The 24,762-nt window shown below is 64.9% G+C and carries 25 protein-coding genes; 4 read left to right on the top strand and 21 right to left on the bottom strand.

Translation table 11 applies throughout. From position 1 onward, the window contains the following. Positions 1-141: 141 nt before the first annotated feature. Positions 142-414: a DUF2282 domain-containing protein gene (locus GWC77_RS13450; protein ID WP_173257473.1), complete on the bottom strand. Its 273-nt coding sequence runs from the start codon at positions 412-414 to the stop codon at positions 142-144. 165 nt (positions 415-579) lie between these two features. Next, positions 580-1,446: a LysR family transcriptional regulator gene (locus GWC77_RS13445; RefSeq protein WP_173257593.1), complete on the bottom strand. Its 867-nt coding sequence runs from the start codon at positions 1,444-1,446 to the stop codon at positions 580-582. 133 nt (positions 1,447-1,579) lie between these two features. On the opposite strand from GWC77_RS13445, the gene GWC77_RS13440 reads away from it, so the two are divergent. Then, positions 1,580-2,989 (top strand): MFS transporter, encoded by a 1,410-nt coding sequence (locus GWC77_RS13440; RefSeq protein ID WP_173257471.1) that lies wholly within the window; start codon positions 1,580-1,582, stop codon positions 2,987-2,989. A gap of 52 nt (positions 2,990-3,041) precedes the next feature. On the opposite strand, the gene GWC77_RS13435 is transcribed toward GWC77_RS13440, so the two are convergent. Beyond that, positions 3,042-3,584 (bottom strand): GNAT family N-acetyltransferase, encoded by a 543-nt coding sequence (locus GWC77_RS13435; RefSeq protein WP_173257469.1) that lies wholly within the window; start codon positions 3,582-3,584, stop codon positions 3,042-3,044. Between the two features lie 275 nt (positions 3,585-3,859). Between GWC77_RS13435 and GWC77_RS13430 the strand changes: the two genes are divergently transcribed. Together GWC77_RS13430 and GWC77_RS13425 are read left to right on the top strand one after the other, a co-directional pair. Beyond that, complete coding sequence (locus GWC77_RS13430) at positions 3,860-5,086, top strand: MFS transporter (protein WP_173257467.1); 1,227 nt, start codon at positions 3,860-3,862, stop codon at positions 5,084-5,086. Between the two features lie 239 nt (positions 5,087-5,325). Then, positions 5,326-6,216 carry a TetR/AcrR family transcriptional regulator gene (locus GWC77_RS13425; RefSeq protein WP_173257465.1) on the top strand — a complete coding sequence of 297 codons (891 nt, stop codon included), beginning with the start codon at positions 5,326-5,328 and terminating at the stop codon, positions 6,214-6,216. Between the two features lie 13 nt (positions 6,217-6,229). Here GWC77_RS13425 and GWC77_RS13420 read toward each other — a convergent pair whose 3' ends face one another. Together GWC77_RS13420 and GWC77_RS13415 are read right to left on the bottom strand one after the other, a co-directional pair. Next, positions 6,230-6,625: a hypothetical protein gene (locus GWC77_RS13420; protein ID WP_173257464.1), complete on the bottom strand. Its 396-nt coding sequence runs from the start codon at positions 6,623-6,625 to the stop codon at positions 6,230-6,232. 25 nt (positions 6,626-6,650) lie between these two features. Next, complete coding sequence (locus tag GWC77_RS13415) at positions 6,651-8,228, bottom strand: FAD-binding oxidoreductase (protein WP_173257591.1); 1,578 nt, start codon at positions 8,226-8,228, stop codon at positions 6,651-6,653. Positions 8,229-8,652: 424 nt separating this feature from the next. Between GWC77_RS13415 and hfq the strand changes: the two genes are divergently transcribed. Next, positions 8,653-9,126 (top strand): RNA chaperone Hfq, encoded by a 474-nt coding sequence (hfq, locus tag GWC77_RS13410; protein ID WP_173257463.1) that lies wholly within the window; start codon positions 8,653-8,655, stop codon positions 9,124-9,126. 29 nt (positions 9,127-9,155) lie between these two features. Here the strand turns inward: hfq and GWC77_RS13405 are convergent, their stop codons facing one another. From GWC77_RS13405 to GWC77_RS13330, 16 genes are all read right to left on the bottom strand, one after another. Then, positions 9,156-9,413 carry a hypothetical protein gene (locus GWC77_RS13405; RefSeq protein WP_173257462.1) on the bottom strand — a complete coding sequence of 86 codons (258 nt, stop codon included), beginning with the start codon at positions 9,411-9,413 and terminating at the stop codon, positions 9,156-9,158. A 225-nt stretch (positions 9,414-9,638) separates the two neighbouring features. Then, positions 9,639-10,208, bottom strand: a complete 570-nt coding sequence (locus GWC77_RS13400) for a GNAT family N-acetyltransferase (RefSeq protein WP_173257461.1) — start codon at positions 10,206-10,208, stop codon at positions 9,639-9,641. 89 nt (positions 10,209-10,297) lie between these two features. Next, a complete protein-coding gene (locus GWC77_RS13395) occupies positions 10,298-11,065 on the bottom strand; it encodes a DUF2968 domain-containing protein (RefSeq protein ID WP_173257460.1) in 768 nt (255 codons plus the stop codon). Between the two features lie 66 nt (positions 11,066-11,131). Then, on the bottom strand, positions 11,132-12,523 hold the full coding sequence (locus GWC77_RS13390; RefSeq protein ID WP_173257459.1) for a sigma 54-interacting transcriptional regulator: 1,392 nt from the start codon (positions 12,521-12,523) through the stop codon (positions 11,132-11,134). A 20-nt stretch (positions 12,524-12,543) separates the two neighbouring features. Continuing rightward, positions 12,544-14,292 carry a TadG family pilus assembly protein gene (locus GWC77_RS13385; RefSeq protein ID WP_173257458.1) on the bottom strand — a complete coding sequence of 583 codons (1,749 nt, stop codon included), beginning with the start codon at positions 14,290-14,292 and terminating at the stop codon, positions 12,544-12,546. 3 nt (positions 14,293-14,295) lie between these two features. Continuing rightward, positions 14,296-14,670, bottom strand: coding sequence for a DUF3613 domain-containing protein (locus GWC77_RS13380; protein ID WP_173257456.1), 375 nt, complete (start codon positions 14,668-14,670; stop codon positions 14,296-14,298). A gap of 24 nt (positions 14,671-14,694) precedes the next feature. Further along, entirely contained in the window at positions 14,695-15,558 is an 864-nt protein-coding gene (locus tag GWC77_RS13375) for a tetratricopeptide repeat protein (RefSeq protein ID WP_173257454.1), read from the bottom strand. Positions 15,559-15,627: 69 nt separating this feature from the next. Next, positions 15,628-16,740, bottom strand: a complete 1,113-nt coding sequence (locus GWC77_RS13370; RefSeq protein WP_173257452.1) for a type II secretion system F family protein — start codon at positions 16,738-16,740, stop codon at positions 15,628-15,630. Then, the gene (locus GWC77_RS13365; protein ID WP_173257450.1) at positions 16,740-17,732 is read right to left on the bottom strand and encodes a type II secretion system F family protein; all 993 of its coding nucleotides are present in this window, start codon (positions 17,730-17,732) and stop codon (positions 16,740-16,742) included. The genes GWC77_RS13370 and GWC77_RS13365 overlap by 1 nt, the downstream gene beginning before the upstream one ends. Beyond that, a complete protein-coding gene (locus tag GWC77_RS13360) occupies positions 17,725-19,059 on the bottom strand; it encodes a CpaF family protein (RefSeq protein ID WP_173257449.1) in 1,335 nt (444 codons plus the stop codon). The genes GWC77_RS13365 and GWC77_RS13360 overlap by 8 nt, the downstream gene beginning before the upstream one ends. 3 nt (positions 19,060-19,062) lie before the next feature. Next, entirely contained in the window at positions 19,063-20,319 is a 1,257-nt protein-coding gene (locus GWC77_RS13355; RefSeq protein ID WP_173257447.1) for a fimbrial protein, read from the bottom strand. A 40-nt stretch (positions 20,320-20,359) separates the two neighbouring features. Beyond that, entirely contained in the window at positions 20,360-21,796 is a 1,437-nt protein-coding gene (locus GWC77_RS13350) for a type II and III secretion system protein family protein (RefSeq protein WP_173257445.1), read from the bottom strand. Positions 21,797-21,890: 94 nt separating this feature from the next. Next, on the bottom strand, positions 21,891-22,880 hold the full coding sequence (gene cpaB / locus GWC77_RS13345) for a Flp pilus assembly protein CpaB (RefSeq protein ID WP_254366942.1): 990 nt from the start codon (positions 22,878-22,880) through the stop codon (positions 21,891-21,893). Between the two features lie 3 nt (positions 22,881-22,883). Next, positions 22,884-23,336 carry a TadE/TadG family type IV pilus assembly protein gene (locus GWC77_RS13340; RefSeq protein WP_367949047.1) on the bottom strand — a complete coding sequence of 151 codons (453 nt, stop codon included), beginning with the start codon at positions 23,334-23,336 and terminating at the stop codon, positions 22,884-22,886. Between the two features lie 17 nt (positions 23,337-23,353). Then, positions 23,354-23,848, bottom strand: a complete 495-nt coding sequence (locus GWC77_RS13335; RefSeq protein WP_173257589.1) for a prepilin peptidase — start codon at positions 23,846-23,848, stop codon at positions 23,354-23,356. Between the two features lie 119 nt (positions 23,849-23,967). After that, positions 23,968-24,135, bottom strand: coding sequence for a Flp family type IVb pilin (locus GWC77_RS13330; RefSeq protein WP_173257443.1), 168 nt, complete (start codon positions 24,133-24,135; stop codon positions 23,968-23,970). Positions 24,136-24,762 lie beyond the last annotated feature (627 nt).

The raw sequence follows: 24,762 nt of genomic DNA, 5'->3' as shown, positions 1-24,762 counted from the left end.
TTATCCGCCATCGCGAGAAAGCCGCGAGCGCAACGCGATGCGTTTGCGCCGATCGGCGCAAACGCGGTTGGATGCTCCAGGCAAGAGGCTGTCTCAGCCGAGCGGCGAGACTCTTGCCGGCACCGGTGAGTCTCTCGCCCGTTACGACTTGGTCGGCGCGAGCGAGCCCATCCCGTGCGGCGTCTTCATCGTCGTGCAGGTACCCGTCGGCACGTTCTTGTAGTGCTCGCCGTCATAGTCCATCTTTTGCGTGCCGGCGCAAGTGGTCCCCGCGCCCGCCTTGCAATCGTTATGGCCGGCAAGCGCCACGCCATAGCATTTTTCCACGTTCTGAGCGGCAGCGTTCTGCGCGAATGCGCCGGTTGCCAGCGATGCGAGAACCAGGGCTGCTGCGGAAAGCTTGTTCGTATTCATCAATTCGCTCCTAGATGCCATCAAGTGGTTAGCGATCGCGTGCACCGCATCATGCGGCCTTGCCCGACTATCCGAGCACGGCGCGGGTGCACTGCGCGATCTGCCAGGTAATTCGCCCTATGTGCGCAAGCGGTTACAGCGGTCGAAAAATTTTCGACACGGACTTCACGAAGCTGCGAATGCATCGGCGACAACCTCGATGAGTGCTTGCATGCGGGCCGTCTTATACAAGTCCAGATGGGCGACGAGCCACACCTCGAAGTGCTCGCGGCGATGCGGCATCACACGCACGAGTTCCGGCTCGTCGTCGGCGCGAAAGCATGGCAGCCCGGCAAGACCGAGCCCGGCGATTGCCGCCTCGAACAGCATCATCGTCGATGAAGTCTGAAACGCCACCCGCCCGCGGTTGGTAGGCTCGCCGCAGAGGGCGTCCCACATCGACGGGACCACCGGCTGCTGATACATGACGAGGTCGTGCCCTTCGAATGCCTCGCCTTCACGCGGTGTGCCGCGCGCGGCAACATAGGCGCGCGAAGCGTAAATACCCATTTCCAACTGGGCCAGCCGCCTGACGACGAGCTCCGGCGAATCAGGCCGAACCGTCCGGATCGCGAGATCGGCCTCGCGCCGCGTCAGATTGGCGATATCCACCGATGTCACGCAGACGATGTCGATACCCGGATGCGCACGACGCAGCTTCGCGATGGCGGGCACGACGAACTTTTTGCCGAGCGAGTCCGTCGTCGCCACGCGAATCGTGCCGCTCAGCGCTTCGTCCATCCCCGCCACACGCCGCTCCATCGCCAGGGCCGCCTGCTCCATCGCCTCCGCCGGTGCGACCAGCGCTTCGCCCGCCGAAGTCAACACGTACAGCGAGGGCGTGCGCAGGAAAAGCCGCGCGGACAGCGCCGTTTCGAGCGCCGCGATGCGCCGCCCGACAGTGGCCTGATCGACGGAGAGGCGGGCTGCCGCGCCGCGCAGTGTGCCGGCTCGCGCTACCGCCAAAAAGAAACGCGCATTGTCCCAATGAATCATCGCTGCGAAGGCCCTCCGAGGCTGGATTCGCGCCGGCGATGCAAATTTGCATCATAGAAATGCGATATTACTGCTTTATTGCATCGGGGTGCGTTCGTAGACTGGAGGCATTCAGCCAACGGAGGAACGAATGTCCGATACCGTTCTCGCACGCACGGACGAATGCAAGCTGCAGCGCCGCGACGCATGGCGCAGGCGCGTCACGCTGGGTCTGGTCGCCGGCGGCATGTTCATGGCGGTGCTCGATACCACGATCGTCAACGTCGCGCTGCCCGCGTTGCGTGCGTCGCTCGGCGCGGCGGTGAGCGGCCTCGCATGGATCGTCGATGCTTACACGCTGACTTTTGCCGCGCTGATTCTCGCCGGCGGCGTCGCCAGCGATCGTTTCGGCGCCAAAACGGTGTACCTCGCCGGGCTTGCCGCATTCGTCGCGGCGTCCGCCGCGTGCGGTCTCGCCCAATCCGTCGGCGCGCTCGTCGCGGCCCGCTTCGCGCAAGGCGCCGGCGCCGCTCTGTTTCTGCCCGCCTCGCTTGCCATCGTGCGCGCCACGTTCGACGATGCGCAGGAGCGGGCCCGGGCCATCGCCACGTGGGCGCTCGTCGCGTCGGCCGCGGCCGCGATCGGCCCTGTCGTGGGAGGATTGCTCGTCGATAGCTTCGGATGGCGCAGCGCATTCCTCGTCAACCTGCCGACGGGCACGGTTGCTTTCGCGGGCGCGCTGGTTTCAGTCCGACAGGCAGCGCGCACCACGTCCGTGCGCCGCTTCGATTGGGGCGGACAGCTGTCGAGTGCGGCAGCGCTCGGCGCACTGTGTTTCGCCGCAATCGAATTGCCGACTCGCGGTCCGCGCTCGGCCGAAGTCGTAGCGGCTTCGCTAGTGTTTGCCGCCTGCGTCGCAGCACTGGTTTTCTTCGAGCGCCGCTCGAGCGAGCCGATGGTACCGCTGGCGTGGTTTCGAAACCGGATCTTCCTGGCGATGAATGCGGCGGGAACGCTTGTCTACGTGGGCTATTTCGGACTGCTGTTCAATCTGAGCCTTTACCTGCACGGTGCGCTCGGTATGAATGCGAAGGCGACCGGATTCGCCCTCTTGCCCATGGCGGCAAGCCTGTCGTTCGGCAACCTGCTCTCGGGCAAGCTCCACGCACGCCTCGGCGCCGCTCGCTTGATGACGATCGGCCTGGCCGCGGCTGCGGTCTCGGCGCCCCTCACGGCCGCGCTGTTCTCATGGGCGGCACCGCGCCCATTCATCTATGCCTCGATGGCCGTTTTCGGAGCGGGCACCGCTTTATCGGTACCGCCGATGATCGCCACCGTGCTCGAGCAGGTACCCGCAGAACTCGCCGGCGTGGCCTCGGGGCTGCTGAACGCGTTGCGCCAGGCGGGTAGCCTCATCGGCGTCGCGTTGGCCGGCGCGGTCACGATGCTTGCCGCGCATCTGAGCGTTTCGTTGTGCGTCGTCAGCGCGGTGGGCGGCACGGCGTATGCCGCGGCCGCTATGCTGGCGCATGCGTTCGGCGCCGAGCGCGGCACTCAATAACCGAGAATCGGGTCCCAGAGCGCGCGGCCGTACTGGACACCGTAAAACGCATTCATCGCGAACGCAGATCTTCTCGTTCGAGGCGAAACCGTTGATAGCTCAGCGCTTCGCTCGCGTTGTATCCGACTCGTTGCATCCCAAGCTTTCGAGCGACACGCAGCGACGCCGTATTCGCGGACGCGATCTCCGCGATGACGCGCGGCAACCGTAGCGTTGCGAAAGCATGATGCACGAGTGCGTGGGCGGCCTCGGTGGCGATTCCCCTACCCCACGCATCGCGCACGAGACGCCAACCGATCTCGACCTCGGGCCCCGCTCCATGGTCGGGAATCAGCAACACCCAGCCGATGAACCGCTCGGGCGCGCTGCGCTCGCGTATCGACCAATAGCCGAGCCCAGGGGGATACGCCCTCGTCATGCGGAATGCCACGAACTGTCGATGCGCGACCGGGTCCCGCCAAGGCCCGGCGATATGACGCGTGACCTCGGGATCGCGATCCATGGCGAGGCACGCCTCGAGGTCGGCGAGCGTGCGCTGACGGATCAGCAACCGAGGGGTATCCAGGGCAGGCAGTTCGGGAGTCGAAACGGACATGGCGAAAGGATAATGGGTTTTCTGTCTCGAATTCGGCTGGACGAGCAATGAATCGCATAACCGTTGCGGGAACAAGTCTTTCTAAAAGCCGACATTTAAAATCGGATCGTAATATTTTAGACAGCCACATAGGGATTAATACCGATAAACGGCCAACCCAATCATGCAACCGCTTAAAGTGCGCGTACACTCGTTAGGCCAACCCCACGGGACGGCCCCGCCAGCGCGATCCGCGGCGCGGCTGACGATCCGAAGACAAAAAGGAGAACGCAAAAATGGCTTGGACGCGTGAGCAGAAAAACGTCACGATCGCAGCCTATCTAGGCTGGACCCTCGACGCATTCGATTTCTTCCTGATGGTTTTCGTCCTCAAGGATATCGCTGCAGAGTTCAACACGAAAATCCCGGCCGTCGCAGTTGCGATCACCCTCACGCTGGCAATGCGGCCGCTCGGTGCACTGATCTTCGGTCGGCTCGCCGACAAGTTCGGCCGCCGGCCGACCCTGATGATCAACATCGCCTGCTACTCGGTCCTCGAACTGCTCTCTGGCTTCTCGCCGAATCTCGCCACACTGCTCGTCATGCGCTCGCTGTTCGGGATAGCGATGGGCGGGGAATGGGGCGTCGGTTCCGCGCTCACGATGGAAACCATTCCCGCCAACGCCCGCGGTTTCGTCTCCGGGCTGCTGCAAGCCGGGTACCCGAGCGGATACCTGCTTGCTTCGGTGGTGTTCTGGCTGCTGTTCGACGTGCTGCATTGGGGCTGGCGCAGCATGTTCTTCGTCGGCATCATCCCTGCGCTGCTGGTGCTCTACATTCGCAAGAACGTTCCGGAATCGCCCGCATGGCGCGCCATGGAGACGCATCAACGCCCGGGCCTGATCGATACGCTCAAGAAAAACTGGGCGCTCTCGATCTATGCGATCGTGCTGATGACGGCATTCAACTTCTTCTCCCACGGCACACAGGACCTCTATCCGACGTTTTTGCGCGTACAGCACAGCTTCGATCCGGCAACCGTCTCGCGCATCCTGATCGTCCTCAATATCGGCGCGATCGTCGGGGGACTGTTCTTCGGCTCGATGTCGGAAAAGATCGGTCGTCGCCGCGCGATCTGCATCGCGGCATTGATCGCTTTGCCCGTGCTTCCGCTGTGGGCGTTCTCGGCTAGCGCCGTCGCACTCGCGATCGGCGCGTTTCTCATGCAAATCTCGGTACAAGGCGCGTGGGGCGTGGTTCCGGCCTACCTCAACGAGATCTCGCCCGATGAAATTCGCGCCACGTTCCCTGGCTTCGTCTATCAACTCGGCAATTTGATCGCTTCCGTCAACGCCACGATGCAGGCATCGCTCGCCGCCAGCCAGAACAACAACTACTCGCTCGCGCTGGCCGCCGTTGCCGCAATAGCGGCAATCGTCATCGCGGTGCTGATTCTGTTCGGGCGCGAGCAACGTGGCGTGGACATGCTGCGCTCGGCGCAACACGTCGGCGAATCCGCATGACGGGACGCCCGTGATACCCGATGCCTGACCGCCGTCAGAGCTTGACGGACCGAAGTAGCGCCACATTGCGTCGCCTTCGGCCCGTCATTTCGTCGCCGGTTGGCGGACTCTAGAGGACTCCACCCACAAACAACGCTTGCCGCCGTATCGATACGTTTTTATCGTTCCCGAAACAACGAGTTTCAATCAAGAACTTGAATCGCTTGTTCGCGGCCGGCTAACCGGCATGGGAGGCGCACATGGCAGTTCGCACATCGAACCGGATAACCGGCGACACGAAGGCACGCATTCTCGACGCGGCCGAAGACATCTTCATCGAATACGGTTTCGAGGCCATGTCGCTGCGGCAGATCACGTCGCGCGCGGACGTCAATCTGGCCGCGGTCAACTATCATTTCGGCAGCAAGGAAGCGTTGATTCACGCGATGCTGTCGCGTCGCCTCGATCGCCTCAACGAAGAACGATTGAAGATGCTCGAGCGCTTCGACGCAGCGCTCGGCGACCGGCTCACGTGCGAACACGTCCTCGGCGCGATGTTCATCCCCGCGCTGCGCCTGTCGCGCGATCCACAAGCCGGCGGGCGCGCGTTCCTGAAGCTGCTGGGCCGCGCCTATACGGACCCCTCCACATTCATTCACAACTTCCTCAGCGGCCATTACGCGTCGGTCGCCGAGCGCTTCTTCGACGCCTTCCAACGCGCACTGCCTCATTTGCCTCGCGAGGAGCTTGGCTGGCGACTGCATTTTGCGATCGGCGCGCTGTCGGGCGTGCTCGCGGGCGGCGATACCGACAATCTCATCGCCGAGTTCTCCCAAGGGCAGACGATGAGCGATCTGCAATTGATTGCGCGCCTCGCGTCGCTGATGGTTGCCGCGCTGAAAGCACCGTTGCCCGACGCGGCCCAACTCGCAGCTTTCGCCGCCGTGCTGGGCGACGCCGCGGACGGAACCGATGCGGCCGTTGCGATCAGTGCCTGCGGCTCGCTCGATCGTCACCCCGCTGCCTTCGAGGACGATCCGCGCGCGACGGCCCCGAACGGCGGCGCAAGCGATGCCGAAGCAGCGCCGGGATCCGGGCCGCGGCCCATGCCCATACCGGAGCAGCGCGGAACCCAGCGCTCGGCGCTCTGAGCCTAAATAGGCATCAACGCAGTTCGATCGCTACCTCAACCGTATGCGCATGCCACGATCGCTCGATCACTGGGTGTCCCGCATGCCTGGCCAATCGGGTCAGCACGAATGCGTCCGACGGACGCAACAGGCCGACGATGCGGCCGTGACTGCCGGCGAGGCGCGCGTACCATAGCGCGCCAATGTCGCCCTCGACGGGCGCGACGGAGGCCGTCGATGCGCCTGTCGACACGGCATCGGCCGCAAAGGCAATGCTTCGCCCGAGGGACGCGTCGACGAGAACGGTCGTGGCCGGCGCGACCGTCCGGCTGGCCGCCGCGCGCGGCGCGCTCGCAAGCGATTCCGGGCTACCGCCGCACACGCCGGCGATCAACGCCGCCGAGTCCACGATGAAGCTTCGCCGATCCATGAAGGTGGGCTCCCGCAATGTCCCGCTACGTATAGCCACGCCGATCGCGCCAGGCGCGCGGCCAGATGCCCGATTTGCCCGGCGCCAGGATGCCATCGGGATCGAGCGTGTCCTTGATCGTTTCCGACAAGCGCAGCAACGCACCATCGTTGAAATCGTATTGTGCAGCCGCCAGGTCCATGTAGGCCAGATGGGTACGGTACTGGCCATACCCCGCCGCGCGCGCATCGCTGATCAACACGCGCAGCAAGTCGCCCGCGGCATCGGTCTGGCCTGCATCGTCGCGATCGAAGATCGTTGCGACGATGTGATGCAAATGGCGCGTGCCGGCGGTGAAGCCCCCGTAGTAATCGAACCCGTATTCGGCACAACGGGTCTTCGCGAGCCAATACTGCCGCATCGCGTCGCGCCCCGTGAACGGGCAGATGGGCGAAAAATCGACGTGCGCGCCCGCGCCGCCGCGCCAGTCGAGCATCCGGAATGCGGTCATGGTCGGAATGCCGGCCATGTTGCGGTCGCCACCGCCCTCCGGTCGGGCGTCGCCGGCATACCGCGCAGCCTCGATGCGCACGCCTCGCACGCGTGAAAACGCCCGCTTGACGACCGAAAACTGCGCTTCGACGATTTCGGGCTCGCCGTAAAGGCCGAAACGCAGATTCCATCGCCCGATCCCGAGCCGCTTGGTCATCGCATCGATGGCGGACTCGGGCATCGGCCCCTGCCCGTCATACCACTCGCCGCGCGACGACACCCCCGCGGCAAAGCGCACCGCGCCTTCGACGACAGCGTGATTGCGAATCGTTTCGTCGAGCTTGAACGGACGCAACGTCTCGACGATCGCCTCCAGGTCCGCTTCGCCGCCGAAGCGCAGATGCGCGAGCAGATAACTGGCCGGCCGCGGCATCAGAGCGATGCCGAGCTTGGTCACGATGCCGAAGTTCGACTGCATGAACATGGCATCGTACGAGGGGCCGAAGCCCGGCTTGTAAAGCTGCCACGACCTGCCGATCTCGATGCCACCCATTCCGGTGCGCACGATGTCGCCCGTCGCGAGCACCACTTCCATGCCGCATTGCATCGCGGCATGGTCGCCGTAGGGCGTGTAGCCGAAGCCGCGCTCGAGCGTATTGCCGACGACGCTGCCCCAGCCCGCTGCGGGCGGATCGATCCATAGTTTCGCGCCGCGCGCGCGCAAGTGCTCGTGCAGATCGAAGTAGGTCACGCCGGGCTCGACCAGGGCATAGCCGAGGGTCTCGTCCACTTCGAGGATGCGGTTCATGCGTCGCAGATCGACCACGATCGATCCGGACAGGCGGGGCGCCGCCCCTCCGTATGCATAATTGCGGCCGGTCGAGACCGGCCAGAGCGGCAGACGATAGCTGCGCGCGATGCGCAGCACTTCCCTGATTTCGTCGACCGAACCGGGCAGTATCGCTGCGGATGCCGCGAAGCGCGGCTCCTGAGGGCCCGGTGCGAACGGATCGGCGTATTCGATCAGTTCGTTGTCCGAAACAACGACGTGAGTTTCGCCGACAATCGAACCGAAGAGGCGCAGCGCTTCGTGAAAACGCTGTGCACTGCAATGGGGCGGCAGCACGCTCATCGAGGCCGCCGCGGCGAAAGACGCACTGACGATTTCATCGAGTCCCCTTGATTGCGGCGCAATGTCCGCTGGTCCGCTTGTCCGCTCGACGCGAAGCTGCGCTGTTGGACTCTCGGCAAGCTTCGGCATGCGATGCTGCCGACATTGTCCCACGAGCGCGCGCTCTTCTGGCCGCGCCGTGCGCGGGCACTCGCCGTGCTCGGACAGGCGCAGCGCCCGTGGTATCGGAAACCGCGCCGGGCGAAAACGAATGACGCCGCGCGCCTTTTGGAACATTTCGTTACGCGCGCGTGGGCCCGATGCGCGTGCGAAAGGACCCTCGCGGCGGCACACACGGGTTAAAATCCCCGCCAGCCACGAATTTCGCGCGTAGCCACCGCGCTTCACTAACCAACCTGGGACAGCCCCTGCTGTCGTCCGTGCAATGCCGAATCCCGCAGAATCCCATCCGCAGAACGACTTCATGAACGCAGCGCGCAAAGAGCGCAAGCGCGTCGAAATCTATCTCGTGAACGGCATCCGTCTGACTGGATGCATCGAGTCGTTCGATCAATATCTCGTCATGCTGCGCACACCCGTAGGGCTGCAAGGCATTTACAAGCGTGCCATTTCGACGATTCAGCTCGATACCGGCACCCGCCCGGGGCCGCGCGGCCCGCGTACCGGCGGGTATGGCGAGCGCCACGGTCCGCGCGAGGGCTCAGGCGCGCCTCGCGAAGGCCGCGAGCCGCGCGAATCGCACGGCATGCATGGGTCATCGGAGCGCTCGAGCGACGCGCCGGTGGTCGTGACGCGCAGACGCCGGCCGTTCAGCACGGGCCCGCATGGCAACGACCACGGCAACCACCACAGCAGCACCAACAACGACGACACCAACAGTAACGACAACAACGAATAAGGTGCCTCGCCGCGAGGCACCTCAGGATGTCAGCGCAGGCCCGCCATCGCGGGTCGAGCATTGCGCTGCCGCTGCGAAAGGCTCTCGAGCAACGCCTCCGCGCGGGCGCGCTGCTCGCGAGTCAGTTCGAATTGCCGGCGGATGCTCAAGATCCGCTGCCGCCAATACTGCGCCGTAAGCATACGATTCTCGGGTTCGCGAATCGCCCGTTCGAGATGATCCAAATCCGCGTCGACCAAATGAAGCGCATACGTCCGGCGCGCCGGTTCCGTCTGTTGAATTGCCATTGCAGTCCTATATCGAAAACACCGTGCCTCTGGTCTGCAAGTTCGGTGCCTCCGTGCGACGAATAGCGCTCGACGGAGAGAAATAGGCGCATCGCAGCGAATGTCTTGCTGCTGAGGAATCGTAGACGCGGGCGATTGATTGGCAACGATTACATCCGTTGCGGAAGAATGTGCCTGCATAAAAGACGCCGAACGCGGCCCTGCCGAATTCGTCCGACGAAAATATCACTTGCTGACCCGCGCGTAGACGCAAGTGTCCCGCAGCGTCCCATCGGGATCGATTCGCTCGTGCCGCAGAACGCCTTCCAGCTGCATGCCCGCACGCTCGCAGACCCGCACACTTCTGACGTTACGCTCATCGACAAACGCCGCAATCCGGCGCGCACCGAGCCGCGATTTCGCGAAATCGAGCAGGCCGCTCACCGCTTCGGTCACGAGCCCCTGACCCAGGCACGAGGCACGGCCCCACCAGCCGATATCGAACGCGGGAATCGACCAGTCGGGTGAGCGCAGCCCGCAACAACCGGCGAGTGTCGACGTACGCCGCACAAAAATCAGAAACGGGAAGTCGCGTCTCGCGACGAAATCAGCGAAACCTTCCCGGCAGAAAAGTTCGGATCGTTCTACCGAGGGAGCTTCGAGCGCCCACGGCAATGATGCCGGGAACTGACGCAGCGCGTCCAGCGATTCGACGAGCGCTTCGTAGACCAGACGTCCGTCGCCCGGGCGGGGGCAACGGACGACCAAGCGCTCCGTTTCGAACGCATCGGGGATGTCGATCAGCAGCGGATCCATGGCTCTGGGCTCGATGCAATACCGCATGATAGCCGGCCCGCAGCCCAGCCCGGCCCCGCACACTCGATCTGGGACGGCGTGCGTCCCGCTCAGCGCGTGCGGTGCGGCAAGCCCGCGTCCGCCTCGCGCTGCAACTCACGCACCTGACGCTTGAGCGCACGCAATTGATCTTGCGCGGCGCGCTTTTGCGCGTCGAGCGTAGCCGCCTCGCCGCGCGCCTGCTTTTGGCGATCGGCGGCGAGTGCTTGCTGCTGGTGTGCAACGTCGAGATCGGCCTGCAAACGCTCGGCCCGCGCTTGCGAAAGCGCGATCAAATGTTCCGTATAGGCTTTTTGCGCGGCCAGCTTGGCCCCGCGCAACTCGACATCAGCGAGCTGCGCGCTCTTTTTCGCGAACTCGGCATAGACCGCTTCCGCGCGGGCCTCGTCCTGCGTCTTGATCACGCGCCAAAAGTTTTTCTGTTGAAAGAGCGCGACGTAGTAGGTCAGCTCTTTCCCATAGAGCAGCAGGCTCGCGCCGTAGCTGCCGTTGTAGCTCGTGCGAAGCTCGGTCAAGTCGCTGCCGTGCATGAGACGCTGCAACTCGGCGACGTTGCCTTGCGCCGCTTCCTTCGAGTCTTCGGCTTGGGATACCGCCGACGCTGCCGGGGCTTGTTCGCGTACCGGCGATGCGTCGGACGTCGCCATGGCGGGCGTTGCCGCACCCGCCGTCGGCGGGATCGAAGCACTCGTCGTTGTCGTTGCCGGTGCCGCCGCACTGCCGCTCGATTGCGCGCCGGCGCAGCCGAACATGCCCAATCCCCCGATCATGACGAGCGCCGCAAGCGCTGTCCCCCGTACTTGTGGTAGATGCCTCATCGTCGATTCCCGCGCGAATAGTTTTTATCTGAGCAAGCATGTTTTACTGACTCAAGCGTGTCATTATTACTCAGTTTCGCGCGTTTCGGGCTCCTCCTCGAAGATTTGGTATTTACGCATCTTTTCCCATAAGACCTTGCGGCTGATACCGAGGTGCTGAGCGGTATCCTGCCGGCGCCACGCGTTCGCGCTCAGCGCCGCCAGCACGCGATTGCGCTCGGCCATGTCCCACTTGCTTCGATCCACGATGAGTTCGTTCGCGCTGTCGGCCGGAGCCGGCTGCGCATTGCGCGCGTGTGCGATCAACCGCTTCAGCCGGACGGCATCCCACGCGCCGATCTGGCGCACGGTCACCCCGATGCGCTCGGCAAGATTGCGTAATTCGCGCACGTTGCCGGGAAAGTAGGTATCGGCCACCGCATCGGCGAGCCAGTAAGGCACCGCGGGCAGGCTCGCCATGCGCTCGGCGCCGAGCACAGATGCGATGAAGGCGTTGAAGATCGCGATCTTGTCGACCGCGCCGCGCTCCTCGAGCGACGGGATGCGCAACTCGATGACCGCGAGCCGGTAATACAAGTCGGCGCGAAATGCACCGTCCTTGACCAATTGCGTCAGATTCTTGTTTGTCGCGGCAACGAGCCGAAAGTCGACGCGCACGGGCGTCGCCGAACCGATGCGCGTGACGGCGCCGTCTTCGAGTACGCGCAGCAGTTTCACTTGCTGATAAAGCGGCAGATCGCCGATTTCGTCGAGAAACAGCGTGCCACAATCGGCCTGCTCGAAGTAGCCCTTGTGCGCACCCACGGCACCGGTAAACGAGCCCTTCGCGTGGCCGAAAAACAGCGACTCGAAAAGACCGTCGGGAATCGCGCCGCAATTGACGGGGAGGAACGGGCCGGCTGCATAGCGGGAGTGCTTTTCGTGCAGCAATTGCGCGATGCGCTCTTTGCCCACGCCAGTCTCGCCCCGAATCAGCACACTCGTGTCGCAATCGGCGAACGTATCCACTTCGCGAAGCAACGCTTGCATGGGCTCGGAATGCGCGACGAGCGCCGTCGGCTCGGACGTTCGCGCGGTATGCGCGCGCAACTGCGCAACGAGCTTGGAGACCATCCCGCGCAGCTCGGCGCACGTGAAATCGAGCGGCAACACATGCGCGTACTCGTGCGGAAACATGGCGGGATCGCGCTCGCGCGGCACGGCACCCACCCAGACTACCGGCATGCCGTTGGTCGCCTGCCAATCGTGCAGTGCACGCGCCGCGCCGTCGATGACGCTCACGCTGACGATGGCAAGCGATGAGCGGACTTCGCCGCGCGGGGGCGTCATCGTCACCCCGTCCGCGCGAATCACGTCGACGTCGAAGCTCGCCATGCAGCGCATGACGCGCTCGACGATATCGGCCTTGCCCTCCCAGACATAGATGTCCAGTTCCTCGATTGTGTTGGCGGCTCTCATTGTTCGCTTCTTCGATGTTTTCAATAGACGAGTTTCGACACGCCGCAAGTCAACGACAGATCGTGGATCGTTGCGACGCCGACCTGCACCCCGAGCAGTTGCAGCAACGGAACGAGCGCCGCATCCAGATCCTCGGTGACCAGCGTGAGCGCGGGCGCAAGGAACGCGACGAGCGCACTGACGACAGGTCCCAACGGCAAACCCAGCGCCCCTCCCAACAGCGTGACCGATAACGCGCCGGGCTCGGCGAGTGTGGCGGAGAGTCCCGACAGTGCATTCGCCAGCACGCTGCCGACAGCGTTCGAACTCGCGCTCTGATAGTCGTCGGCGTTGCCCGCAATGCCGTCGAACTCGAATGTCGCCGAATCCTGTGCCGGGACTACGGCGGGAAGGGCCGCGTTCGCCTTCACGACGATCAGATTCGAGACCTGGATCAACGTTGCCGGCCGAGTGCAGCTGAACGGTTGCGAGGCCGATAGATTGGTGGGTGCGTCGCCTATGCAGACGTTCGCGAGGCCCGGCGTCGCACCGATCGTCGAGTTGCTGGCAGCGGCACTCGTCGCGCAATGCGCGGCTTCGAGCCAGGCCTGCCCCGGCGCAACCTCGAGCGAAAGCGGCAGATTGGCACCGACCGCTCCGACGAAAGGAAGCATGACGGGACCCAATCCGATGTTCAGATAAAGCCGCACCTGTGCAGTTCTTGCCTGCGTACGCCATGTCTGCGTCGCCGGATTCATCCCCGCCTCGCCGAGCGCGAGCACCGGCGGCTGAAGAATTTGCACTTTCAACGTGGTCTGCAGCGTGCCGAGCGCGAGGCCGGCTGCGATATCCGTCGGCGCTTGTCCGGCTTTGGCGATCTCGGCCGCCACGACGAGCGCATCGAACGGGCTGATCGTCGCGCCCACGGCACTCTGCGTGTGGGCGAGGTCCACCGAAAGCAGCCCGGGCGCTGTGTCGGTCGCACCGAGCGGAAACCTCACGGACGTCGAAAGACCGCTTGCCACGATCGCTTGCAACGTCGCGAGATCGGTCTGCAGGTTCGCATCGGCCACCGATGTACGCGATAACGCACTCAGCATCAGGTTGGCGAGTTGCGCCGCATCGAGTTGCGTCGCCAGCAATGCGTCGACCGTATCGACACCCAGCGCCGCCATCAGATCGCCGACCTTGATGCGCGCGCCGGCCAGCGATTGATACGAAGCCAGCGAAAGATCGAGGTTCGCGCCCAGCAAGCCGTTGAGCAGACCGTTGATGAGGCCGCCTTGCAATTGCGCGAGCGTCGTGCCGATCGTGAACGCGCCGAGATTCGTCGCCTGCGCCGTTGCGGTGGCGGCGATCTGCCGTGACGGCCCGAGAAAGAAGTACGGGACTGTGCGCACGGCGCGGACTTGCACGGCGTTCAAAGGCGAGGCGTTGGCGCTGGCAAAATAGCTCGGCGCGGTATTGGTCGCGGTATCCCAGCGGCCGCAAACGACCGTCAGCGACTGTCCCGCCGCCGCCGAAAAGCCGTTGGCCGCAGCGCTCGCCCGCGCCGTGGCCGTCGGTGCCGAGCACTCGTCGTCCATCGTTTGCGCGCCGGCGAGCGCAGCAAGATCGGCGATCCGCTGCAGCGACCGCCGTGCGAAGAAGGCGTTGCCGACATCGAGCGCGCCGAGGACCGCGACTGCCAGCGAAAGAAAAATCGCGACGACGATTGCCGCCGAACCGCGCTGCCGATCGCGGCGCGGCGAGCGGGACCTGTCGAATGGGCGGCGGCGCGCAGCCTGCATCGCTCAGTTCGCCCCGCTGGGCGAGGCGCCGACGGCGTTCATGTAGTTGGCATGTCCTGCGTTGCCGCCCGCGCCAAGCGTCGAATCGAACGAACTGGGAATCTTCGTCTTGAAAGAGTCCAGATAGCGTGCGTAGGCCAGCGCCGCTTGTGCGCCGAGCACGGGCAATGCCGGCGCGGCCTGCGCGTTGCCGCGCTGAAGGTCGAGCCAGCTTCGTGTCGCCTCGCCGATCGGCAAGGACGGCCGCACCGCGGCAGCAGGCTCGCCTGGCGCTTCAGCCATCGCTGTCGCGCACTGGCCAGCCGCAAGGAGCACGGCCGCGCCGAATGCGGTCTTGGCGACCGTGCACAGGGTGTCGGTGGAGTAGCGTGTCGTCATATCGTCCTCGTCACGGCGAATGCGTCATTGCGCGAACCGCTGCAACAGCGGCAACGGCGTTCGGGCGCTCGCCGTCGCCGTCGACGGCCCGTTCGTCGCCGCCGGAACCTCCTCCGGGCGTACCTGCGGCTGCCTCGCTTTTTCGGTGCCTTGTATCGAGCGGCGCCCCTTCCGTGCGAGCGCGACTTTCGCCGCGTCCTGGCGCACCGCTTCACGCACTTCGCTCGAAAAATGCTGCTCGTCCATCAATGCACGGGCATCGCGTGCATGGCCCTGCGAGAGCAGCAGCAATGCGACATTGGCCAGCACCGTCGCATTATGGGCATCGAGTTCCGCCGCCTTCATGAGCGGAACACGCGCCCCTGCCACGTCGCCTTCGCGCAACCGGGCATAGCCGAGGTCGGACAACGTCGCGGCGTCCGTGGGCGCGAGCGCCGACGCCGCTTCGAGGTCGTGCGCCGCCCGATCGAAGTCGCCCGCGGCGCCCGCAACGAGCCCCAGCCCGCGGTAGCCGCGCGAGGCAAGCGGCGTCGCGAGCAGCGCGCGATACGCGTCGGCGCTGGCCTCGGGCTGTCCCGTGAGGCGCAGCGCATCGGCGCGCAGCAGCGTCGAGTCGGGGGTCACGCCGTATTGCTTTTCGTATGCGTCGATGTGAGCCAGGGAGGCGAAATAGAGCCCCTGCGACTGCATCCGGTCGATCAGCGCGAGATACATGCCGGGCGTATCGGGCTTCGGTTCGGGTCGAGCGTTTTGCAGCATCGCGGCGCGTTCGGCCTGCGGCCCCACGCCATAGCCGGATGGCTTGAATGCGCAGGCGCTCAGGACGAGCACCAGCGCCGCGGCGAGAAAGCGGCGCGATGGCGGCGGAATCGGGCTCGAACGGTTCATCGGATGATCGATCGTCGTGGTCGGAATAGTGTTCTTCAATACGCGGCTTGCTATCGGGTGTGCCATTCGTCAACGATGCGTAGTCGAAAGCGCGTGCGTGATGGCAACGATGCCCGGTCCCGCCGTCACGATCAGCAGCGCAGGCAGCAACGTGAGGATCATGACGCCCGTCATCTTGACGGTCAGTCGCCCGATCCGCTCCCGCAAACGGGCTCGGCGGGTCTCGCGCAGCCTTTCGCCGAATTGACGAAGCGGCTCCTGAACCGCGCCGCCGTGCCGGTCGACCTGGATCATCAGACGCGCGACGGCCCGCAAATCCTCGTTGCCGAATGCGCCCGCAAGACGCTGCAGCGATTGCTCGCGCGTGCGCCCCGCCACGAACTGCCGCTGCGCGATCTCGAGTTCGTCGGCAAGCACGGGCAGCATCGTCCGAAAATCGTTGATGATCACCTGCAAGCTCTGGTCGAGCGACAAGCCGACACCTTGCAGCAGCCTGAGCAGGTCGACGAATGCCGGCGTCTCGTCGGCAACGCTCGTGCGCCGGGCCGCGGCGCGGCGGCCAAGCACCGCTTTCGGCAGCATGAATCCCGCGACGACGGCCGCACCCAGATAGGCAGGCTGCGTACTGCCGTCGATATACGGGCTCACGAGCCACGCGTAGAGGGCAAGCGCGAGCGCCGCGCTCGCGAGTCGCGATATCAAAAAGATGCCGCGTGCATTCGCGTCGGCGAAGCCGCATCGCTCGAGCAGCGACCGGTCCTCGTCCGCGACGATCAGTTTGCCGAGCGGCGTATCGAGCCAACGCATGCCGGCGCTGCCGATCCGGCGCAACCAGACCTTGCCGCGCCGCTCGGCCTCATTTCGCGCCGGCGAACCCGCCTTCGGGCGGCCGTCTCGCGTGGCGGCGAATGCGGCAGACTGCGCGTTCGGCGAATGCATCGCATGTGCCGCATTCGTCGCATTCGACGGCTCGGCACGCAAACGCGAAGACCCAGGCGCGCCGCGCAGCGGCTCCGGATCGCGCCCGGCCACGGCCGGCACCGCGCGGCGCGCGAGCGCATCGTCCAGCAAACGCATGCCGCGCCGCGCAGCGAGCCGCCGCACCAGAATATGCAGCGCCAGCATCGTCAAGCCCAATGCGCCGAGCGTCAATGCAATCGAGGCGATTCGATCCGCAAGCATCACGACCTCAACCGGGCAAGACGATAGAGCAGGCAGCCACCGGCGCCCTGAAGCCCGAATGCGACGTAGACGAGCGTGCGGCCGCCCGTGTCCTGCCACATCGCATTGAAATACTCCGGATTCGATGCAATCAGGAATCCGCCGATGAGGAGCGGCAGCACGGCGAGTACCCATGCCGACATGCGTGTTTCCGCCGACATCGCGGCGAGCTCGCGCTCGGCCTGCTCGAGGTCTCGCATGAAGGCGGACATGCGTTCGAGCATGACGTCCGCCCGACCGCCGTACTTGACGGACAAGCGCAGCACCGCGCCCAAGAGCGCAAATTCCCGCACGAGATAGACGCTGCCGACCTGCGTCAACGCGCGATCGATTTCCACGCCGGCACGCATCGTCCGCGCGACGCGCTCCAGGCACTCGCGCAACGGCTCGTCCGTCGTGGCGAGCGCAGCCTGGAAGGCTGCCGGCACGCTGTTGCCCAACGTGATGAGCCGCACGATACCGTCGAGAAACGTCGGAAGCTGCTGCACGATCGAGAGCTTGCGTCGATGCGCGCGCGCGTTGACGGCGAGCGCGAGTGCCGCGACGCAGGCAACGCATGCGGCGACGGCCGCGAGCGTGCCCCCGTCGAATGCGACCCAAACCGTGATGGCGCCCGCGAGACCGAACGCAGCCAGTATCGGCATGCGAGCGCCGTCGAGGCCCGCGCGCGCGGCCATGTCATCGAGGAACCCCCGAAAGGATCCGCCTGGCTCGGATGCGGGTGTGCCGCCGGGTTTCGGCAGAGCGGCACGCCCAAGCGGCCGAGCCGACTTCGGCTCGGCGTTGCCATCGCGCGATGCATGCGTCACGGGCCGCGCGAGACGGCTCTCGACGAAGCGCTCCGTGCTGACGCGCTCCTGCCTGCGCACCGCGCGTTGCCATAGCAGCAAGCCAAGCGCGGCGCACACGAGGGCGAAGGCGAGCGCCACGATCGAAGCGACGACGCTAGACACGGAAGCCCCCGCCCATATCGAAGCCGCCGCCGAACGTTCCCCCCGTGGCATGCCGCGCACGCGCGAGCTTCGGCGAATGCGGATGGATGCCGAGCGATACCCAGTTGTCGATCTCCTCTCCGTCGGCGTCAAGGATCGGCTCGTAGCGATACAGCTCCTGCGTTGCGATGATCGTATCGGAGAGGCCCGTCACCTCGGTGACGGACAGAATACGGCGCCGGCCGTTCGAGAGCCGGCCGATCTGGACGATGAAATCGATCGCGTTCGCAATCTGCCGACGCAGGCTCGATTCCGTTCCCTGGAAACCCGCGAACCCCGCCAGCATCTCGAGCCGATAGAGGCACTCGCGCGGCGAGCTTGCGTGCACGGTCCCCATCGAGCCGTCGTGGCCGGTGTTCATCGCCTGCAGCATCTCGAGTACTTCGCCGCCGCGCACTTCGCCGACGATGATGCGATCGGGTCTCATGCGCAGCGAGTTGCGCAGCAAGTCTCGAATCGTCACGAGGCCCGCACCGTCGAACCCGCCGGGACGACTCTCCAATCGCACCACGTGCGGGTGATTGAGCGAGAGTTCGGCGGTGTCTTCTATCGTGACGATGCGCTCCGGCTCGGGGATATGAAAGGCGAGCGCATTCAAGAGCGACGTCTTGCCGGAGCTCGTGCCACCCGAGATCAGCACGTTGCAGCGCGCGGCAACCGCCGCCTCGAGCAGCTGCCCAATCTCGTCGTGGTATGTGCCGTTCTCGAGCAGGTCCGAAGGACGCAGCGGGTCCTTGCGGAATTTTCGGATCGAGACGACCGGACCGTCGATCGACAGCGGCTCGATGACCACGTTCACGCGGCCACCGTCCGGCAAACGCGCGTCGACCATCGGGTTCGATTCGTCGAGGCGCCGGCCGATCGGCGCAAGAATGCGCCGCACGATGCGCAACAGATGTGCATTGTCGGTGAAGCGCACCGGCACTTTCGCCAGCATGCCGTAGCGCGAGACGTAGACGTCGCGGTATCCGTTGACGAGAATGTCCTCGACGGCCGGATCGCCGAGCAAGTCTTCGAGCGGCCCGAAGCCGGCAAGCTCCTTGGTGAGTGCCTCGGCAATGAGCCGGACTTCGGCCTCGTTGATCGGGATATGGCGCAGCCGCACGAAGCTGTCCATCTCCAGATCGACGAACTGCTTTATCGCGCCGCGCGACCATCGCCCGAACTCCGCCCCGAGTTCTTCGATGCGTGTCAGCAAATGCTCGTGGGCGGCGTTCTTGACGTCGTGGAACTGCTGCGTATGGGCGAAGGACGTGCCGTCGTCGGCGAATTCGATCGGGTTTGCCATCGTCTATGACCGCTCGTGAAGGAAAGGTATGAAGCGCCGAATGCGTTCGAGGATCGACACGGTCGCGCGTGCCTCGTGCACCTGCGCTGCGCTCTCGTCCGAGCGCCCGACGACACGCTGCACGAGCGCACTCACCGCGCGCACATAGGGGTCGCGCTCCGCCGTTTCCGCGAGCAGTTTGCCCTGATTGGCCGCCTGACCGAGCGGCACGCTGCGCGCCGGCAACGTCGCGACGAGCGGCAGCTCGAGACGCAGTGCGATCTGCTCCGCCGAGAGTCCGAGATGCGGAGCGAACTTGTTGACGACGAGACCGAGCGCGCCGGCCTCGAATTGCGCCGCCGTCAATTCGCGGATCAACGTGCTCGCCGAAACGACGGACGCGATCGACGGATCGCAAACGAGCCACACTCCATCGGCCGCGCTTGCAACATGCGCGATGAATTCGATGTTGGTAAAACCGCCAAGGTCCACGATCTGTTGATCGAAGAACGCCCGCAGCCGGTTCAGCAAGGCCACCGCGGAGGTGAACGAAATCGTGCGCAGCAAGCTCAGGTCGGGCGGCAATGCGGTCAAGGCAAGCCCGCTTGCGTGGCTCGCGAACGCGGTATGGACGAAAGTCTGATCGAACCGCCTCAAGTTGCGCACGGCTTCGACGAAATCGAATTCGCCGCGCGCATTCAGGTAAAGCATGGCGTCGCCGGCCGGCAAGCCGAGATCCACGAGCGCCGCCTGACGTCCGGCCGCGGCGCCGCGCCGTTGCACCGTCACCGCGAGATTCGCGGCGAGCGTAGAGACCCCGACACCGGGCCTCGCACCGATCAGCGCGGTCAGCCTTCCATGCCGCACCACGGGCTCGGCCACGTGCTCCAAAACGTTGCGTGCGATACGTGCCGCCTCCTCGGCGCTTGCGCTCAGATCGATGAAATCGCGTACGCCCGCACGCAACGCGGCCAGCGCGCTTTCGGGCTCGGCGATGGTGCCGACGGCGACGACCTGCAACTGTGGCGCAAGCGAGCGCACCGCATGGACGGCCTGTGCCGCCGCGACGCTACGCCCGCCCGAGAAATCGACGAATACCAGCAACGGATTGAGTGTTGCAATGCGCTCGGCGAGCGCGGCGGTGCCGAGTTCGGCCGGCTCGACGGCGCCCACGGCCACGAGCGTATCCGCGAGCCAGCGTATGTTCGTCGCGCTCGCGGACGCGAAGACGAAAGATTCGACGACCGCCCGCTCGGCCAGTGGCACCACCCTAGCATTCATGCCGCACCTGTTCCCCGGCCCAACACGCCATGTGCCGGGCTCATTTGGAAAAACCCGGGCCTGCGTCGCGCGACAGCGCGCCGCCGAGATAGCTGCGCCACACTGGCCCGTCGTGCTGTTCCGCTTGTTCGCCCGGCGTGGCCGGCAGCCGCGCGCCTTTGGCGAGCGGCGAGACGAGATGCGGCGTGACCACGATGACGAGCTCCTTGTCGCTTTGCTGATAGCTCAGTTCCTTGAAGAACGCGCCGATGATGGGCAAATCGCCGAGCAGAGGCACCTTGCTCACGTTCGAGCGCGTTTCGCGATCGATCAGGCCGCCGATGACGAAGCTCTCTCCGTCACCGAGCTCGACCGTGGTATCGGCGCGCCGCGTCGTAATGGCCGGCACCGATACGCCGTTGATCGTGATCGCGTTCTGGAAATCGAGCTGGCTCGCCTCGGGCGCGACTTTGAGCGCAATGCGCTTTGCGCTGAGGACCGTCGGCGTCAAGGTCAGGCCGACGCCATAGGGCTTGTATTGAATCGACGTCGTCCCGAGCGCCTGCGGTACCGGGACGGGGATTTCGCCGCCGGCCAGAAAACTGGCGCTTTGACCCGACAGCGCGACGAGCGAAGGTTCCGCCAACACCATCGCGAGGTTGTTGCCTTCCATGAGGCTCAAGTCGGCGAAGAGCCCATGGCTGGCCGAGTTCAGCACGAGATTGAAGGCCGACGCGATCGGCGCGTTGGTCTGCGCCTGAAAGCTCGATGTCGCGCCGCCCGTGAACGAGCTCAGCGCGGACGGCGCGAACGAGCCGAACGCAAAGCCGTTGCTCTGCTTGAACAGGTTGATGCCCGCTGCTTTGAGCACGGCGCGGCTGAATTCGACGACACGCACATCGACTTGCACGATGCCGGGTGTCTCGATCGTCGACATGTCGACGATACGGCCATCCTTTCCTTTGGCCGCCGTCGCGGCAGCCACGGCTTTACGGTGCGTCTCCATCGACGGGGTCGAGCCGGAGATCACGGCATCGCCGCCGAACGCCCGCACGCGCGGCGTCGTGCCGTCGAGCAACACTGCGCCCTCTCCCGGGCCGACCTCGATCGGATAGACGATGGGCGTTGCACGCCCCCTCAACCAGACCATCAAGTTGGTGGCACCCGGCGCCTTCCCCACGAGCAGCACGCCACCGGCTCTGCGGTTTTCATCGCCTTTCATGACCAGCACATCGGCCACTGCGGGATCCCCGATCGCAACACGGGCGAGCGCCCCCCCAGCGTCGATCTGGCGCTGCTCGCCGACTGCGAGCGAAACGTTCGCCCCCGAAGCCGCCCGCTCGGTCGATGCGCCATTCGCCGTTCCTGCCGCGCCGGCCTGGCCGACGAAACCGACGAAACCGACGAGGCCGATCGCCACGCCGGCCGTCAAGACGATGCCGCGAACCACCGCTCCCGCCCATCCGCTCGATGCTGCCACTAGACGCCTGTTTGTCATGTCGTGTGATCCGTTGCCGCTGGCAGTCCGGTTCGATATTCCCTACAGCGTTGCCCGCCGCGAAGCACTTTCGGCGCGAGCAGCGTCATCTTGCTCAACTGCCGGGCGAATCGACATGCCCTGCCCGCACCACCTCGACCCGCTCCGCGCCGCTTGTCGCCCGGCGCATCGTTGGCGGCCGAACCTCCGGGGTCGCCTCGACGCCGCCATCGCTGCCCGAAAGCGCACCGAGCGAAACGCCGGCGTCCGCCACCGTCGACGGCCGGACCGCGCGCGTCGCGCTCCCCCCCACCCGCGCCAACAGAGCGCTCGACGAGCGCTGCCCGCCGTCGATGTCATGTGGATTGCGCAGCGCGAGCAGCAAGTGTCCCGCGCTATCGGCGAGGGCAAGGCGATCGACTTCCTCCGTCGGCACCGCAAGAACGACGGTGCGTGCGTGCACGTCGTGCGCGTTCGGCCCGCCGCCCGCGGGCAGCGCATCGCCAAACGCGAGCACGCGCACCCGCGAGAGCAGCAGCTTCGCTTGCGATCGCGCGATCTCGCCATGGCCGCCGATGCCCGCGCCGTCGCGTTTCAGAGTCAGGAAAACGTCGACGACATTGCCGGGACGCACGCGATCGCCTACTGCGCCCGCTTCGTCGACACGCACCGCCACCGCCCGTTCTCCCGGCTCGACACGGTCGGCGAACTCCGACGAAAGCTGGCCTTCGAAAACGGGCGTTCCCGGTTCGATGTCCGCAAGCGGCACGCGCTTCGCGACGAGCAGCGGTTCGACGATGCGCCGCTCGGAAATGCGCTCACTTTGTCGACACGCAACGCGTCCCGGGCGATGGGCTGCCCTGCCGGCAGCCGTCTTGCCGCGACGACCACGGCAAATCCGGTCTTCGCAACAGACACGGTTCCGGCGGCGTTCGGCGCATGCCTGCCGAGCATCCAGGCGTAGATTCCGAGCAAGAGCGCCGCCGCGATGAGGACGCCCGCCGACACCTTCGTGAAGTTCAACATTGCGCCCCCGCCTGAGCGATGGAGCGAGCGCGGCAAAGTCCGGCAGACTCCCACTGCCCGCCCGGCGAAGCGTGCGCATCGTTCATAACAGGTTCTCCGGATTGATCTGCGCTGTCGCGGCACTCGTCAGCGTTCCGGGCAATGCCAGGCCCAGCAGCGGCAACGTCGGCACGAGCGGACGGCTCGCGTAGTCGTAAGTCAGCGTCACTTCGACGCAAGCGAGCGATGCGTCGTAACTGCATGCCTGAGCCTGAGCCGTACAATTGGCGGCGCCGCGCAGCCATGCCGCGGAATTCGTTGCCGCCGTGCAAGCGCTTTGACTGCGCGCGCTCAGCGCGGCAGCCGCGCTTGACGCACTCTGATAGTTGAGCGCTGCGCGCGCACCTTCCTCGGCTGCAAGCGTCAAGCTTTGCTTTGCCACGAAAATCATGCTGTAAGTCACGATGCCGTAGAGCATCACGAATAGCAGAGGGAATACGAGCGCGAATTCGATAGCCGCTGTGCCGTTCTGGCGCCTACGAGCGCAGCTATGTATCGGACACCATGAGGCCTTCAAGGCGCCACTCCCGGCAACGGCGCGCCGACGAGCGCAATCACCCCCGCTCCGACAAGCAACGCGGCGTAGGGCGCCGCATGGTGCGCGCCGACCGCGAAGGTCGGCGCATTCGCAGTACGCCATGGCTGGCGCGACCGTCTCGCCATGACGATCAGCGCAAGCGCATGGAGTGCCGCGGCGAGCGACGCGAGCACCCATAGTCCGATGAGCGCATGAACCCCGCACCACGCGCCGAGCGCTGCGAAGACCTTCACGTCCGCCGCGCCCATGACGCCCAGCAGGAAGAACGGCAGCAGCACGGCAAAGCCGAGCGCCGCGCCGTTAGCGGCCTGCAGCGGCGCAACGGGGAAAGGCCCCGCCTGCGTCGCCGAACAAAACGCAGCCGCAACGAGGCCCGTCGCGACCAGTCCGTTCGAAACCCGCCGGTGTCGACAGTCTGAAAGCGCGACCGCGGCGGCCCAGCAGATGAACACTGTGCTTCCCGGCTGCATCGTCGAAATGAAAGTCAATGTCAATTGGCCGCAGGGGCCCGCACGGATTGCAGGACGCAATCCGCGATTTAACATTCTTTTAGAAAGAGGCTTGCCTTTCGGCGCTATTTGCGCCGCGACTACGGCGTCAGACTGGTGACAATGTTGGTGAACACCGTCACGATACTCGTCTTTACGTTGTTCAATGAGGCAACGATTGCAAGCGCGATAAGCCCCGCTATCAATGCGTACTCGATTGCGGTTACACCCCGTTCTTCCCTCAGGAAACGTCCGATGAGCTTGCTCATGTTGATCCTCGTATTTTTTTAACGGCGGTCGTGCAGAACAATCGGATTTCATGCAGCGGAAGGCCACGCTCCGGCACCGTACACTGCCGAGGCGCGAATCCCACTTGCAAACAGCGAATAGTGTTGAGAGTCCCCTCGCATGCTGACGCATGCGTTCATGCTTTATCGACAAGAGCCGAAAAAGGCGATGGCAGCGCCTTGCCCGATCCTGTATCTCGTATTGCCGAATTTTTCTTGCAGCTCAGGTGGTCTTTTACACTGAATCCGTTCATTCGCTAAGTTAGGGCTTACGATAGTTTAGATTAACTCCACTAAAAGTCGAAATCGAAGTTGGCCGCGTTACGGCGATCGTCGTAACGGAAGCAGCGCGCCGTTACGTTACACGCGCACTCGGAAGGCGCAAAAAAGGCCGGGGGCCTGTTTACTTCTCACGTCGCCATTTCTCTTGGAGAGCGGCGCCAATGCTCGATTAGCCGATAAATACCGATTTGCCACCATCGCTGTGGCGCGACAATCTGGATGAGAGACGCGCGACAAACAAGATGAGAATGTCGCGGCGAGGTTGATGATGCCGATGTTGATTGACGCTGACAAGCGTTTGTTGATTGACGCTCGGCGCATGTTGCA

The sequence above is a fragment of the Paraburkholderia sp. NMBU_R16 genome (genome assembly GCF_013282575.1).
Taxonomy (GTDB): Bacteria; Pseudomonadota; Gammaproteobacteria; order Burkholderiales; family Burkholderiaceae; genus Trinickia.
Note: the sequence above shows the minus strand (reverse complement) of the source record. Positions and strands in the feature narration are given on the sequence as shown.